The following is a 14,542-nucleotide window of genomic DNA, read 5'->3' as shown; positions in this document are numbered from 1 at the left end:
CGTGAGGCGTGCGTGGCCGCGTACCGGAGCGAAGCCGTGAGGGGGTCACGTGGCGTCCACGCGATCGTAGAGCAGGTCCCACACGCCATGCCCCAGCTTCTGTCCCCGCGTCTCGAAATGGGTCTGTGGCCGCCATGCCGGGCGGGGCACGGCGCCGCGCATGCCGGCGCGGTTGCGAAGTCCCGGGGTGGCATCGAGTACGTCCCACATATGTTCCGCATACTCCTGCCAATCCGTGGCGAGGTGCAAGCGGCCGTCGTCCCGCAGCTTTCGCACCAGCAGGTCGGCGAAGGGCCGCTGGACCAGCCGCCGCTTGTGGTGGCGCTTCTTGTGCCAGGGATCCGGGAAGTAGATGCGGATCTCGTCGAGCGTTCCGTCCGCGACCTCGCGCTCCAGGACTTCCACCGCGTCGTGGTGGTAGATGCGCACGTGGTCGCTGCCGTCGTCGGACAGCGCATTGAGCAGCCGGCCGACACCAGGCGCATGGACCTCGAGGCCGATGTAATCGCGCGAGGGATCCTGGCGGGCGGCGAAGCGCAGGGCCTCGCCGTTGCCGAAGCCGATTTCCATCACCTTCGGCGCGGGACGGCCGAACAGGGCGTCGAAGTCGCGGGGTTCGCCGGTGTAATCGATCCCGAAGCGCGGCCAGGCCTCGTCGAACGCGCGCTGCTGCGCCGGCGTGAAGCGGCCTTGCCGCAACACGAAGCTGCGGATCTGGCGCTGGCCTTCGTGCACGGTGAAGGGCTTTGGCGGCGCCTTGCCGGGGCCCGGGCGGTCGTCGCTTCCGCCCATCAGCCGATGAGTCCGTCCACCGGGCTGGACGCAGACGCGTAACGCTTGCGGGGGATGCGGCCGGCCTTGAACGCGGCTCGGCCCGCTTCCACCGCGAGCTTCATCGCATGGGCCATCAGCACCGGATCGCCCGCGCCGGCGATCGCGGTGTTCATCAGCACGCCGTCGCAGCCGAGCTCCATCGCAATGGACGCATCCGATGCGGTGCCCACGCCTGCATCGACGATGATTGGCACCTGGGCGTTCTCGACGATCTCAAGCAGGTTGTAGCGGTTCTGCACGCCCAGTCCCGAGCCGATCGGCGCGGCCAGCGGCATCACCGCGACGCAGCCGATCTCTTCCAGCCGGCGGGCCAGGATCGGGTCGTCCGAGGTGTAGACCATCACGTCGAAACCGTCCTTCACCAGGGTTTCGGCCGCGTCGAGCGTGGCGACGACGTCGGGGAACAGGGTCTTCTGGTCGCCCAGTACTTCCAGCTTGACCAGTGCGTGGCCGTCGAGCAGTTCGCGGGCAAGCCGGCAGGTGCGCACGGCGTCCTCGGCGGTGTAGCAGCCGGCGGTGTTCGGCAGCAGCGTGAACCGGTCGGGCGGCAGGACGTCGAGCAGGTTGGGTTCGCCCGGGTGCTGGCCGATGTTGGTGCGTCGGATCGCGACGGTCACGATCTCGGCGCCCGCGGCATCGGTGGCGGCGCGGGTTTCCTGGAGGTCCTTGAACTTGCCGGTGCCGGTGAGCAGGCGCGAGGCGTAGGTCTTGCCCGCGATGACGAGCGGGTCGGTACGAAGGGGAGCATTCATCCGCGCATTATCGCACCCCGGCGGGGGCACGCGATCGCCGGATGGTCGCAGGCGGTGTCAGCCCCCGCCGAGGGCGTGCACGATCTCCACCCGGTCGCCTTCGCCCAGCCGGTGCTCTTGATGCCGGCCACGCGGCACGATCTCGCCGTTGACCTCCACCGCCACCCGTCGCCCGGCCAGCCCTTCGTCGCTCAGCACCGCGGCGATGGTGGCGTCGCTCGCCACCACGCGCGGTTCCCCGTTGATCGTGATGTCCATACCTGCATTTTCCCGCGAAGCGCGTGCCGTGTGAAGCGACGCCGGGCCATGACGCACTGCGGCGTGAACCCCCGGTGCCGGCGTGCTTGGATATCTCCATCCGCTGGCGTATGTGCACGTCGCGGAACGATGATGCCCGCCCGCCTTCCCACAGGACTTCCATGAAGACTCCCGCCCGTACCGCCCTGGCCGTAGCGCTTGCGCTGGCGGCCGCCCCCGCGTTCGCCCAGACCTTCTCGCAGACCGTGTTCTTCGGCGACAGCCTGACCGATTCCGGGTATTTCAGGCCGGCGCTGGTGCAGCAGGCCGGCCCCTCCGCGGCGATCCTCGGCAAGTTCACGACCAACCCGGGCCTGGTGTGGTCGGAGTACCTGGCCGATTTCTATGGCGACGAGGCTTATGCCGCGAACCAGGGCGGCAGCAACTACGCGGTCGGCGGTGCCCGCGTCGGCACCGATTCCAGCGGCGCGCTCGGGCCGATCCCGTCCATCGGCACCCAGGTCGGCAGTTACCTGGCCAGCACCGGTGGCCGCGCCGATCCGAACGCGCTGTACACGGTGTGGGGCGGTGCCAACGACCTGTTCGCCGTGACGGCGGGCGCACCGGCCGACGTCACCATCGGGACCGCGATCACGCAGCAGGTCGGGCTCGTCGGGACGCTCCAGGGTGCCGGCGCCCGCTACGTGCTGGTGCCCACCATCCCGGACCTTGGCGTGACGCCGTCGTTCATTGCCCAGGGAGCACTGGCGCAGGCGCAGGGCACGCAGCTTTCGGTGGCGTACAACAACGCCCTGTTCTCCGGCCTGTCGGCCGCAGGGTTGCGGGTCATTCCGCTGGACACCTTCAACCTGCTGCGCGAAGTGACCGGCAATCCCGGCGCCTACGGCTTCAGCAACGTCACCGGCACCGCCTGCCAGCCCCAGATCACGGCGCAGTCCGTCACCTGCTACCCGGCCACCTACGTGAGCCCGGACGCAGCCGACACGTATGCGTTCGCCGACGGCGTGCACCCGACGTCCGCGGCCCATCGGATCATCGCCGACTACGCGATTTCGGTGATCGAGGCGCCGCGCGTGGCCTCGCTGATGCCGCACGCCGAGGAGACCACCGGTGCGATGCGTGCGGAGCGCGTGTTCGCCCAGCTCGAGGGGCGACCCGACAGCGAGGGCATGCGTGCGTGGGCGGATGTCCGCGGGGACTACCAGAAGTTCGACGAGGACGCCGGCCTGATGGTGGACGCGGAAGGAAACGGCCCGGGCCTGTCGGCGGGCCTGGACTGGCGCAGCGGCAGCCTGGTCTATGGCGGCTTCGTCGGCTATGGCACCCAGTCGCTGGATTTCGGGAGCCGGTTCGGGGAGTTCTCCTACGACGACACCACCCTCGGCGGCTATCTCGGCTGGCGCGGCGAGCGGGCCTGGGTGAGTGGCCAGCTGGGCTACACCTGGTCCAGTTACGAGTTCGACCGCAAGGTCGAACTGGGTCCGGCGACGCGTCGCCACCGCAGCGAGGCGGATGGCAGCAACCTCACCGTCGCGGTGCAGGCCGGTTACGAATTCGAGCACGGTGCCCTGCGCCACGGCCCGGTGGCATCGCTGGTGTCCCAGACCATCGAGATCGACGAGATGGTCGAGGACCACCCCGACATGGCGACGTCACTCGCCTATGCCGGGCAGGACCTCGACACGCTGGTCGGCAGCGTGGGCTGGCAGGTCGAGGTCGAGGCCAGCGCCTCTTTCAGGCCCTATGCGCGCCTGAGCTGGGAGCATGATTTCGAGGAAGAAGAGGGCGCCGAGGCCTTCGCGCGGATGCAGTCGCTGCCCAACGCCGCGCCATACGCGGTGCCGGGGCTGGAGATCGACGGCGACCACGGTACGGTCCTGCTGGGCGCGCGCGCGCGCTTCGCCGGGCTGGAGGCGGATTTCGGCGTGACCGGCGCGGTGGCGCGCGAGGGCAGCGAGAACCTCAGCGCCTTCGTCAGCGTGGGCAAGGGGTTCTAGTCCAGGGCGGGCGCGTCGCCCGGCTGCCGCCCGCATTGCCTGCCGCGCCCGGTGCAGCGTAGACTTCGCGCCATGCGGGTGTAGTTCAATGGTAGAACCTCAGCTTCCCAAGCTGATGGCGTGGGTTCGATTCCCATCACCCGCTCCACTTTCAGGCGGCGGCTTCGACCTTGGGGTCGGGGTCGCCGTTGTCGTTCAGGGGCGTCCCGCCCGCCGATCGCTGCCAGGGAGACGACGATGAGCGAGCGCCTGCCGAACGCACGGATCGTGGTGGGGTGGCGGGAGTGGGTGGCGCTGCCGGGGCTGGGCCTGGATGCGGTGAAGGCCAAGGTCGACACCGGGGCCCGGACGTCCACGCTTCACGTCGATCGCCAGTGGCGATTCTTCGAGCAGGGTGCCCCCTGGGCCGGCTTCCTGCTCTCGCCGGGGGTGGCCGGCCAGGCACGCGAGGCCGTCGCGCCCATCCTGGACGAACGCGAGGTCACCGACTCCGGGGGGCGGACGACCCGCCGCGTGTTCCTGCGGACCTCCCTGGTGCTGGCCGGGATCGAACGGGAGGTTGAAATCAACCTGTCCGACCGGGCCGGCATGCTGTTCCCGATGTTGATGGGCCGCACCTCCCTGGCCCGTGTGTTCACGGTCGATCCGGCACGCTCCTTCGTGCATGGCCGTCCGCCGGACGTCCTCCCTTCTTCCTGACCGGTAGCTCCATGAAACTTGCGATCCTTTCGCGCAACGCCAAGCTGTACTCGACCCGACGGCTGGCGGAGGCGGCGCGCGAGCAGAACCACTCGCTGCGCGTGCTCGATCCGTTGAGGTGCTACATGCGCATCGCCTCGGACGGGTTCCAGATGCACTACAAGGGAAAGACGATGGCCGGGTACCACGCGGTCATCCCGCGGATCGGCGCCTCGGTCACCCGTTACGGGTCCGCCGTCCTGAGGCAGCTGGAACTGATGGACGTCTATACCCCGAACCCCTCCGACGCCATCCTGCGCGCGCGCGACAAACTGCGCAGCCACCAGATGCTGGCCGCGCAGGGGATCGGGCTGCCGGTCACGGTGTTCGGCGACAACCCCGATGACACCACCGACCTGCTGTCGATGCTCGGCCCCCCGCCCCATGTGATCAAGCTCAACGAAGGCACCCAGGGCGCCGGCGTGATGCTGACCGAGAAGCTGTCCGCGTCGCGCAGCGTCATCGAGGCCCTGCGCGGCCTGTACGCGCAGTTCGTGGTGCAGGAGTTCATCGAGGAAGCGAAGGGCGCGGACCTGCGCTGCTTCGTGATCGGCAACCGCGTGGTCGCGGCCATGAAGCGGGTGGCGCCGCGCGGCGACTTCCGTTCCAACCTGCACCGCGGGGGCAAGGCGCGGGGCGCGAAGGCCACCGTGGCCGAACAGGAGGTGGCGATCCGCGCGGCGCGCGTGCTCGGGCTGGGCGTCGCCGGCGTGGACCTGATCCGCGCGAAGCGGGGCCCCCTGGTGCTGGAAGTGAACGCATCGCCGGGCCTGGAAGGCATCGAGGATGCCAGCGGCGTCGACGTGGCGGGGGAGATCATTGCCTATGTCAACGAGCGCTACCGGCGGCGCGCCGCCAAGCGGGCGGTCGCTTCACGCCGCGGATGATGCGGCACGATGGCTGCCTGTTGGCGGATTTTGTTGGTTTTTTAGGTGAAGTTTGATGGGCAATGACATCGGCACCGCTCTTTAACAGCCCTTTAATCGATGCTCGCGTAGCCTTGCTCGGGCCGCAACTCGACCCGGTCTAAGGTCAGTCCTCGGAATCCAGCGGGTTACGGTATCGGGGCAGTACAAGCCAGACTCTTGCCCAGGCGCGGTGTCCCGCGTCCTGGGCTTTTTGTTGGCGCGCCGCGCCGGTGCCAGCGACGTCTGCACGCCGCCTGCACGGCGATCGGCGCCGGCTCTGGCAGAATCGTGGAATGGTAGGCGGGATGGCCTGTTCAGGAGCCCGTACGATCCCCGGTGGCCCACCGTCCGCACCGGGGCCCGATCCCCTCAAGGAAAGGCGAGATGCGCATACTCGTGATCGAAGACAACCAGGACATCGCTGCCAATCTCGGCGATTTCCTCGAAGACCGCGGCCACACCATCGACTTCGCGGCCGATGGCATTACCGGTCTGCACCTGGCCGTGGTCCATGATTTCGATGCCATCGTGCTCGACCTCAATCTGCCGGGCATGGACGGGCTGGAAGTCTGTCGCAAGCTGCGCAACGACGCGCGAAAGCAGACGCCGGTGCTGATGCTCACCGCCCGCGACAGCCTGGACAACAAGCTCGCGGGCTTCGACTCCGGTGCGGACGACTACCTGATCAAGCCGTTCGCCCTGCAGGAGGTCGAGGTGCGCCTCAATGCCCTGGCGCGGCGCGGACGGGGCGTGCAGACCCGCGTGCTCACCGTCGGCGACCTGGAATACAACCTGGATACCCTCGAGGTCCGCCGGCAGGGCAAGCTGCTCCAGCTCAACCCGACCGCGCTGAAGATCCTCCAGGCGTTGATGGAGGCGTCGCCCGCGGTGGTGACCCGCCAGGAGCTGGAAACCCGCGTGTGGGGGGAGGAACTGCCGGACTCCGACAGCCTGCGCGTGCACATCCACGGTCTGCGCGCGGTGGCGGACAAGCCCTTCGAGACCCCCCTGATCCAGACCCGCCACGGCATCGGCTATCGCATCGCCGCGCCCGATGAGCGCGACTGAGGAGGGCGCCCCGCGCCGCCGGCGGCGGCGTTTCCGTCGCCAGCTCCGCAGCCGCATCATCCTGGCCTTCGTGCTGCTGGGCTTTGGCCTGACGGCGCTGTTCGCATGGGCGACCAACTACACCCGCAACAAGGTCGAGAACCAGCTCGTCGAGGAAATGCTGACCCGCAACATCTCCGAAGCGGCGCGGCAGATGGACCTCGATCCGGAAAACCCCGATTTCCAGCTCGACGTCAACCAGTTCAGGGCCTACGTCTACACGCCGGACAAGTTCGAGCTGGTCCGCATCAACAAGCCGATCTGGTACGACCTGCAGGACGGGATCCACACGGTCACCGAGCGCGACGAGGACGGCACCGATCGCGTGCTCAAGATGGCGGTGCGCAAGCGCCCGGATGCGTGGTTCTTCCTGACGTTCGACATGAGCCAGGCCGCGCAGGGCGAGAAGCAGTTCAACCGCGCCATCATCGGCGTGGTGGTGGTGTTCACCTTCCTGTCGTTCTTCGTGGGCGTGTGGTCCGCATCGCGGGTGATGAGTCCGGTATCGGAACTCGCGACACGGCTGAAGGAGTCCGGGGACAGTGCCGAGCCCCAGCAGCTGGCCAGCCACTTTCCCGACGACGAAGTGGGCCAGCTCGCCGAGGCGCTGGATGACTATTCCGCGCGCCTGACCGAGGTGGTGCAGCGCGACCGTGAGTTCAATGCCGACGTCAGCCACGAACTGCGGACGCCCCTTGCGGTCATCAAGGGGGCGGTCGAGCTGCTGCTGTCGAATCCCGACCTGGACAGCAAGTCGGAAGTCCGGCTGTCGCGCATCCAGCGTGCCGAGGCGCAATGCACCGATCTCATCAGTGCGCTGCTGCTGCTGTCGCGCAACGAACGGGGGCACGGCAATACCGACGTGGGCCGTGTCGCCGAGCAGCTGCTGGATGCGCACCGTGCGCAGATCGCCGGCAAGCCACTGGACCTGCGGATCGAAGGGCATAGCGAATTGCACGTCGACGCGCCGGAGGCCGCCGTGTCGGTGGCACTGGGCAACCTGATCGGAAACGCGGTCAAGTACACCAAGGAGGGCGAGGTAATCGTCCGCCTGCATCCGGACTGGGTGGAAGTGATCGATTCCGGGCCGGGGCTGAGCGCCAAGGACGCCGCCATGTTGTTCGAACGCGGCTACCGGGGCACCCATGCCGGCCATTCGCAGGGAGGCGGCATCGGCCTGTCCATCGTCCGGCGGTTGTGCGACCTGTACGGCTGGGAGGTGCGGGTCACCCCGGGCGACCGGCAGGGCGTGGTCGCGACCCTGTCCTTCGAGCCGGAGGGTGCCGGCTCCGCCGAGGCGTGATTCCTCAGTCCCGGATCCACCAGCAGCCGAAATGGCGCGTCAAGCCGAAGACGGTGGTCGAGGGCGTGCTGCCATTGGCCAGGGTCTGCACGAGCTTGATGCCGGTCGGGCGTGGTGGGCGCGGGGAGGTCGGGAGCGGCGCCACCGACACGGCGTCCGGCGCCAGCGTTTCAGGCGCCCGTGCTTCAGGCACCGCGCCCGCTCCCGCCGGGGCGGCTTCCGGCGTTGCGGACGCCGCGCCATGACGGCTCGCGAGGCGCTCGGTATAGGGCAGCGGGTCCGGGTCGATACCCGCGGCGGCGTCGGGTGTCGGCATGGGGGGCGGAGGCAGTGGCGGGGGATCCGGCTCCGGATACACGGGGACGATGTCCACCAGCGGTCGACTGGCGATCCGGTCGAGACGCTCGACCGCGGCATACGCCGTGCGCGAGGACATGCCCGTCCAGTGGTAGACGCCGGCGAGCCGGTTGGCATCGCCGGCATCCAGCGCGAGCGACATCTCGAACACCAGTTCGTCGATGCTGGCCATGCAGCGGGTACGCACCGCATGCGCGTTACGGCCAGTGCCGGGCTCGCGGATGCGCTCGACGGCCCCGAGCGTGCTGCATGGCTTGTCGGTGAAGATGGTGCTCCCGTCGGGCGCGGTGCAGCGACGCACCTCGGCCGCCACTGGACCGGTCACGCCCATCCCGGCCAGGAGCACGGCCATGCTCGCGATGCAGCGGACATGGGGCGAACGGCGGGGGGGACGTGCGGGCATGCTTCCAGCCTAGCGGGCGGGCTGGCCTGCCGGAAGGGACGCCGGCCAGGGCACGCGGTGCGGTTCAGGCCAGCTGCTGGAGCACGCTGACCGTCGGCTTGGCGAGGTTGAGCGTATAGAAGTGCAGGGAAGGGGCACCGCCTTCGATCAGCCGGCGGCACAGTTGCGCGACCACCTCGGTGCCGAATGCGCGGATGCTCGTGACATCGTCACCATATGCCTGCATGCGCTGGCTGATCCAGCGAGGGATCTCGGCGCCGCACAGTTCGGAAAACCGCCGGGTCTGGCTGAAATTCGAGATCGGCATGATCCCCGGCACGATCGGAACGTCCACGCCTGCCGCGCGCGCGTCGTCCACGAAACGGAAGTACGCGTCGGCGTTGTAGAAATACTGGGTGATCGCGCCGTTCGCCCCCGCATCGACCTTGCGCTTGAAGTGCGTCAGGTCCGCGTGGGCGTCGCGTGCCTGCGGATGCGTTTCCGGATAGGCCGCGACTTCGATATGGAAGTGGTCGCCGGTCTCGTCGCGGATGAACCGGACGAGGTCGTTGGCGTAACGCAGATCGCCCGGGCTGGCCATGCCGGAGGGCAGGTCGCCGCGCAGGGTGACGAGTCGCGTCGCGCCGAGCGCCTTGTAGAGCTTCAGCATCCCGCGGATCTCTTCGCGCGAGCCGCCCATGCAGGTGATGTGCGGTGCGGCGCTGAACCCGTGCTCCCGGGCCAGGCGCTGGATGGCATCGGGCGTGTGGCTGAGCGTGGATCCGCCGGCGCCGAAGGTCACGCTGACGTACTCCGGCGCGTAGGCCTTGAGCCGGGCCGCAGTGCGGTCCAGTTGGGTGCGCTGCTCGTCGGTCTTGGGCGGGTAGAACTCGAAGCTGATCGGCGTACGGGTCGAAAGGCTCATCGTGCGGGCGCTCGGCCGTTGGAGAGTCGGAAGTATATCTCTCTATCGCGATGAATGGAAATAATGGGACCCTCGTCTCCGCGGTACCCTGTGATGCCCCATGGGTTCCGCCTGCATGTCGATCCGCCTGACCGATTTCGCCCGCACCCGCCTTTTTCCGCGCGAACCGCGTGGCAACACCGTCCAGGACTGCAGCCCGGAACAGTTCGAGCAGCGCTTGAACGAGGAGCGCCCGGTTGCCGTGCTCGACGGCTATGCGCCGTTCTGCAAGCTGCACGTGCACCGGAACTGGACCTCGACGCGCTGCCTGACCGTGCCGGTCACAGACGAAAACCGGCACCTGCTGCGTTCCGCCTACGAGGCGCGTTCCCGGCAGGAATTGCCGGTGCTGGTGCGCTGGTTCGAAGGCGTCGAGCCGCCCGTGGCCGATTACCTGGTGGTGATCCTGTACAGCGCCGCGCAACTCGCGAAGGAGGGCAGCCCGATCGATCGCGAGTGGGGCGTGGTCGGTTGCCTGTACACGAGCGAGCCCGCGGAGATCCCGATGGCGCCGATCACGATGATGCGCAACGCGCTGGGCGTCGACGAGGGGGGCTCGGGGGTGCCGATCGACCGGGACGCGTACCGGCGCGCGGTCGAGTTCTGGGACAACAACGCCAACTGGCGGCCCTAGGCGGTCGACGGGTCGATGCCGTCGAAGCGGCATCGACCCGGTGAGTGGCGTGCGGACTGCCCGCCGGTCAGTTCGCCGACACGCGCTCGATCGTGGGCGGCACCCAGGTACCTTTGGTGATCGCTTCCTGCGGCCAGTAGGCCCGGATGTAGAGCGAGAAGTCATCCTGCGGGGCCGGCAGCCAGTTCGCTTCCTTCTCCCCACCCGGATTCGTGGCCTGCACGTAGAGGGTCAGGCTACCGTCGGGGTTGTTGACGAGCGCCTTGTTCTTCGTCCCGAGCGAGAAGCGGTTCAGCGCGTTGGGGTGGAAGAAGTGCTGCTTGTTGTACAGGGTCAGCGACCAGAACCCCTGCACCGGAGGCAACTGCCCCGCGGGGAAGGTGACGGTATAGGCATTGGCGCCATTCAGCCGCTCGCCTTCACCGTCGAAGTCGGCGCCGAAGTACATCGTCTCATCCGGCACGTTCGAGAACATGTTGCCCTTGGCCGTCGCCGTGCGCTGGAAATAACCGAAGCCGAACCGGGCGGCATTCTTCTGGGTCCGCCATCCGCTGCCTGCTTCGACGCCGTTGTTGCGGAACTCGAACATCGGCGCGATCACCGCATTCTCGGTCTGCATGGCCGTCTCGGTCAGGGCCTTCTTGAGTTCCGGATTCTTCTGGGCGGCGTCCAGGACGAAGCGGATGGACTCGTAGAGCGCTTCCTCGCCAGGCAATGGTGGGGTCTCCTCCATGACCGTCGGCAGGACGTCGAAGAAATCCTCCGGGACGACCCACTGTGTCTCCCCGTCGCCGCCCGCATTGGGGTTGGGGATCGTGGGGGATTCGGACCAGTCGGTCGTTCGCATCTCGCCCGTGAACTCGGACAGCGGGTACGCCATGACCTGGTCGATGAGTGGCTGGATTGCTTCGCGATCCTCGGCGGTATCGTCCATGAACACGCGCGGGAACACGGCGCCGAGATTGGTCTGCGAGCGGTAGACCTCGACGATGCCGTCGGGGACCGTACCGTCCCATCCAGGCCCGGCGAGGAGGTAGGCACCGGGCTTCGTCCCGTACTGGATACCCATCTTCGCGAACGAGTCGCTACGCTGGTCCACCACCTGGTACACCCAGAACCGATCGCCGAAATCGGGGACCTGGACCACGACCGCGTCCTTGTCGAGCGACAGGAAGCCAGCGCCGTAGACGACGTCCTGGTTTGGCGACGTGACGAAGCGCTGCTCCGGTGCCAGGTAGTCCGACAGCATGCTCAGCTGGTTCAACGGCGCCACCGGCAACACACCGCCGAGAAGCCCGGGGTGGGGCGCGGTTGCGAACAGTGTCTGGCGATTGTGCATGTTGACCAGAGGCCAGCCCCAGATGTACGCCATCTGTCCGATCGCCGCGGCGTATTCGGGAGAAACGGGTGCGCCTGCAACAGGCTTGGGCACGTCGGCCGCCGTGCCGGGCGCGACCACCTGTCCGGCGGGGACCTCGGCGCTCGCGGCGTCAGACGGGGGAGGGGAGGATGCCTGGGGTGCAGGCTTCGCCGCGGTGTCCGTGGGCGTGGTGTCGTCCGGTGCCTGGCTGCAAGCCGAAGCGAGCACCAACGCCATGGCCAGTACAAGGGGTTGCTTCATCATGAGGTGGAGGTCCCTGCATCGTGTCGATGGATGATGGCACGGCACCGCGTGGCGCCGTGTGCCGGAACGATGCTGCCATGTGCGAATGGCCTGGTTGTTAATGCACTGTCACGAAGCCGTGCCGGTAGCCGGCTCGGCGTCGCAAACGGAAACGGGCGCCGAGGGCGCCCGTTCCGGATCATCGATCGTGCCTGGCTTCGCTCAGTAGCGGTAGTGCTCCGGCTTGTACGGACCGTCGACCGGCACGCCGATGTAGTCGGCCTGTTCCTTGCTGAGGCGGGTCAGCTTCACGCCGATCTTCTCCAGGTGCAGGCGCGCGACTTCCTCGTCGAGCTGCTTCGGCAGCAGGTAGACCTTGTTCGCGTACGCCTCGCGGTTCGCCCACAGGTCGATCTGCGCCAGCGTCTGGTTGGCGAAGGAGTTGCTCATCACGAAGCTTGGATGGCCGGTGGCGCAGCCCAGGTTGACGAGGCGGCCTTCGGCGAGCAGGAAGATCGACGTGCCGTCCTTGAAGGTGATCTTGTCGACCTGCGGCTTGATGTTGGTCCGGGTCGCGCCGTCCAGGGCATACAGGGCATCGACCTGGATCTCGTTGTCGAAGTGGCCGATGTTGCAGACGATCGCCTGGTCCTTCATCGCCTGCATGTGCTCGACGGTGATGATGTCCTTGTTGCCGGTGGTGGTGACGTAGATGTCGCCGCGGCCCAGCGTGCTCTCGACGGTATTGACCTCGAAGCCTTCCATCGCCGCCTGCAGCGCGCAGATCGGGTCGATCTCGGTGACCACGACGCGGGCGCCGTAGGCACGCAGCGAGTGCGCCGAGCCCTTGCCGACGTCGCCGTAGCCGCAGACCACGGCGACCTTGCCGGCCAGCATCACGTCCATCGCGCGCTTCAGGCCGTCGGCCAGCGATTCGCGGCAGCCGTACAGGTTGTCGAACTTGGACTTGGTGACCGAGTCGTTGACGTTGATCGCCGGGACCAGCAGCTTGCCGTCCTGCGCCAGCTGGTACAGGCGGTGGACGCCGGTGGTGGTCTCCTCGGAGACACCCTTCCAGCTTTCGACCACGATGGTCCAGAAGCCCGGGCGCTCGGCCTTGACGCGCTTGAGCAGGTTCTTGATGACCTGCTCCTCGTGGCTGCCCGAGGCGCTGTTGACCCAGCTTTCGTCGCCATTCTCGAGCTCGAAGCCCTTGTGGATCAGCAGGGTCACGTCGCCGCCGTCGTCGACGACCAGCTGCGGGCCAAGGTAACCACCCTTGCCGTCGGGGAAGCTCAGCGCCTCGAGCGTGCAGTCCCAGTATTCCTCGAGCGTCTCGCCCTTCCAGGCGAATACGGGCGTGCCAGAAGCGGCGATGGCCGCGGCGGCGTGGTCCTGCGTGCTGAAGATGTTGCAGCTGGCCCAGCGCACGTCGGCGCCGATGTCCTTCAGCGTCTCGATCAGCACCGCGGTCTGGATCGTCATGTGCAGCGAGCCGGTCACGCGCACGCCCTTCAGCGGCGCCTCGGCGGCATGCTTGCGGCGGATCGACATCAGGCCCGGCATCTCGTGCTCGGCGATGTCGATTTCCTTGCGGCCCCAGTCGGCCAGCGAGATGTCGGCGACCTTGTAGTCACCGTCCTGGGAGAATTGCCTGGTGGAAGCGGGCTTCTGTACAGCGTTCATGTGGACTCCGGTTCTGTGCGCCCCGGCGGCCGTCGGCCGTCACGGAGGCGGGGGTTCGCAGACCGGGCGCCGTTGCTGCATGGAGAGCCGCTCGCCGAGCCTGGCCGGCGGCCCGCATTGGCGGTCACCCGGTCGCAGCGCCCCTCGGCGGGGCAGGTCGACATTCTACCGCGAGTGCGGTGCCATGGCGTCTGGCCACGAGCGGGCGTTCAGCCGCTGCAGTCGTCCATCCAGGGGGCCGGGGGCAGCGCATTCAGCGCAATGCGCAGCGCGTCGTTCCATTGCCGCTGCAGCGTGAGCAGGTAGGGGTCGGTGTCTTCCAGCCGGTGCTGGATGGGGGATCCCAGGCTGTCGCGCCGGTACACGAGCAGGTCGAGCGGGGGGCCGACCGAGAGGTTGGACCGCATGGTCGAGTCCATCGATACGAGCGCGCATTTGCTGGCCTCGTGCAACGGCGTGGCCGGTACGACGACGCGATCGATGATCGGCTTGCCGAAGCGCGTCTCGCCGGTCTGGAAGTAGGGCGTCTCGCGCGTGCTCTCGATGTAGTTGCCTTCCGAGTAGACCAGGAACAGCCGGGGCGCCTCGCCGCGGATCTGCCCGCCGACGATGAAGCTGCCCGTGGGATCGATGTCGCGGGCGCGCAGGTAGGCCTCGTCGCGGCCACGGACCTCACGCATGCAGTCGCCCAGCAGCTGGGCGACGTCGACCATCGACGGGGCGTTGTGCAGGCCGGGCCGGTCGGGCTCGTGGCGCGCGCGCTGTTCGAGCAGATTGAGCACGTTCTGGGTCAGCGAGAGGTTGCCCGACGACAGCGTCACCAGCAGGCGCTCGCCCTCGGCGCCGAACGTGCGCATCTTCCCGGCGCTGCGGAGGTCGTCGACGCCGGCGTTCGTCCTCGAGTCGGACAGGAACACCAGACCGTCGTCGAGGTTCATTCCGATGCAGTAGGTCATGGACGGTTCGCGCGGCGGACGGGGTCGGCGCTATTGTGCCGCGGGCATCGGGCGGGGCAAGCC

General features: G+C 68.0%; 14 protein-coding genes, 1 tRNA gene and 1 riboswitch. Of the genes, 7 read left to right on the top strand and 8 right to left on the bottom strand.

Translation table 11 applies throughout. The features are described 5' to 3' along the window. Positions 1 to 45: 45 nt before the first annotated feature. From trmB to thiS, 3 genes are read right to left on the bottom strand one after another with little or no spacing between them, the layout of a single operon-like run. Positions 46 to 792 carry a tRNA (guanosine(46)-N7)-methyltransferase TrmB gene (gene trmB / locus H4F99_RS07080; RefSeq protein ID WP_182669025.1) on the bottom strand — a complete coding sequence of 249 codons (747 nt, stop codon included), beginning with the start codon at positions 790 to 792 and terminating at the stop codon, positions 46 to 48. Continuing rightward, positions 792 to 1,586, bottom strand: a complete 795-nt coding sequence (locus tag H4F99_RS07075; protein ID WP_182669024.1) for a thiazole synthase — start codon at positions 1,584 to 1,586, stop codon at positions 792 to 794. Before H4F99_RS07075 ends, trmB begins: the two co-directional genes overlap by 1 nt. 57 nt (positions 1,587 to 1,643) lie before the next feature. Continuing rightward, entirely contained in the window at positions 1,644 to 1,844 is a 201-nt protein-coding gene (thiS, locus tag H4F99_RS07070) for a sulfur carrier protein ThiS (protein ID WP_182669023.1), read from the bottom strand. A gap of 185 nt (positions 1,845 to 2,029) precedes the next feature. Between thiS and H4F99_RS07065 the strand changes: the two genes are divergently transcribed. The 6 genes from H4F99_RS07065 (at position 2,030) to H4F99_RS07040 (ending at position 7,897) form a co-directional block, all read left to right on the top strand. Beyond that, positions 2,030 to 3,841, top strand: a complete 1,812-nt coding sequence (locus H4F99_RS07065) for an autotransporter domain-containing protein (protein ID WP_182669118.1) — start codon at positions 2,030 to 2,032, stop codon at positions 3,839 to 3,841. A 74-nt stretch (positions 3,842 to 3,915) separates the two neighbouring features. Further along, positions 3,916 to 3,989: transfer RNA gene (locus tag H4F99_RS07060), tRNA-Gly, on the top strand. Between the two features lie 89 nt (positions 3,990 to 4,078). Further along, the gene (locus H4F99_RS07055; RefSeq protein WP_182669022.1) at positions 4,079 to 4,540 is read left to right on the top strand and encodes an ATP-dependent zinc protease family protein; all 462 of its coding nucleotides are present in this window, start codon (positions 4,079 to 4,081) and stop codon (positions 4,538 to 4,540) included. 11 nt (positions 4,541 to 4,551) lie between these two features. After that, positions 4,552 to 5,466 carry a 30S ribosomal protein S6--L-glutamate ligase gene (gene rimK, locus H4F99_RS07050; protein ID WP_182669021.1) on the top strand — a complete coding sequence of 305 codons (915 nt, stop codon included), beginning with the start codon at positions 4,552 to 4,554 and terminating at the stop codon, positions 5,464 to 5,466. A gap of 405 nt (positions 5,467 to 5,871) precedes the next feature. After that, on the top strand, positions 5,872 to 6,555 hold the full coding sequence (locus H4F99_RS07045) for a response regulator transcription factor (RefSeq protein ID WP_182669020.1): 684 nt from the start codon (positions 5,872 to 5,874) through the stop codon (positions 6,553 to 6,555). Further along, positions 6,542 to 7,897, top strand: a complete 1,356-nt coding sequence (locus H4F99_RS07040) for a sensor histidine kinase (RefSeq protein ID WP_182669019.1) — start codon at positions 6,542 to 6,544, stop codon at positions 7,895 to 7,897. Before H4F99_RS07045 ends, H4F99_RS07040 begins: the two co-directional genes overlap by 14 nt. A 4-nt stretch (positions 7,898 to 7,901) precedes the next feature. Here H4F99_RS07040 and H4F99_RS07035 read toward each other — a convergent pair whose 3' ends face one another. Both H4F99_RS07035 and metF read right to left on the bottom strand, forming a co-directional pair. Next, positions 7,902 to 8,606 carry a hypothetical protein gene (locus tag H4F99_RS07035; RefSeq protein ID WP_182669018.1) on the bottom strand — a complete coding sequence of 235 codons (705 nt, stop codon included), beginning with the start codon at positions 8,604 to 8,606 and terminating at the stop codon, positions 7,902 to 7,904. Positions 8,607 to 8,721: 115 nt separating this feature from the next. Continuing rightward, positions 8,722 to 9,561: a methylenetetrahydrofolate reductase [NAD(P)H] gene (gene metF, locus H4F99_RS07030; protein ID WP_182669017.1), complete on the bottom strand. Its 840-nt coding sequence runs from the start codon at positions 9,559 to 9,561 to the stop codon at positions 8,722 to 8,724. Positions 9,562 to 9,676: 115 nt separating this feature from the next. Between metF and H4F99_RS07025 the strand changes: the two genes are divergently transcribed. After that, positions 9,677 to 10,234, top strand: coding sequence for a DUF3228 family protein (locus tag H4F99_RS07025; RefSeq protein ID WP_182669016.1), 558 nt, complete (start codon positions 9,677 to 9,679; stop codon positions 10,232 to 10,234). 67 nt (positions 10,235 to 10,301) lie between these two features. Here H4F99_RS07025 and H4F99_RS07020 read toward each other — a convergent pair whose 3' ends face one another. The 3 genes from H4F99_RS07020 to H4F99_RS07010 all read right to left on the bottom strand — a co-directional run bounded on the left by H4F99_RS07020 (position 10,302) and on the right by H4F99_RS07010 (position 14,479). Next, positions 10,302 to 11,855, bottom strand: coding sequence for a DUF1254 domain-containing protein (locus H4F99_RS07020; protein WP_182669015.1), 1,554 nt, complete (start codon positions 11,853 to 11,855; stop codon positions 10,302 to 10,304). A gap of 204 nt (positions 11,856 to 12,059) precedes the next feature. Next, positions 12,060 to 13,523 carry an adenosylhomocysteinase gene (gene ahcY / locus H4F99_RS07015; protein ID WP_182669014.1) on the bottom strand — a complete coding sequence of 488 codons (1,464 nt, stop codon included), beginning with the start codon at positions 13,521 to 13,523 and terminating at the stop codon, positions 12,060 to 12,062. Positions 13,524 to 13,580: 57 nt separating this feature from the next. Beyond that, positions 13,581 to 13,675, bottom strand: a riboswitch (S-adenosyl-L-homocysteine riboswitch). A gap of 57 nt (positions 13,676 to 13,732) precedes the next feature. Continuing rightward, positions 13,733 to 14,479 (bottom strand): proteasome-type protease, encoded by a 747-nt coding sequence (locus H4F99_RS07010; RefSeq protein WP_182669013.1) that lies wholly within the window; start codon positions 14,477 to 14,479, stop codon positions 13,733 to 13,735. Between the last annotated feature and the right edge of the window lie 63 nt (positions 14,480 to 14,542).

The organism is Marilutibacter penaei (assembly GCF_014145395.1).
GTDB classification, from domain to species: Bacteria; Pseudomonadota; Gammaproteobacteria; order Xanthomonadales; family Xanthomonadaceae; genus Marilutibacter; species Marilutibacter penaei.
This window is presented reverse-complemented; position numbering and strand designations above follow the sequence as displayed.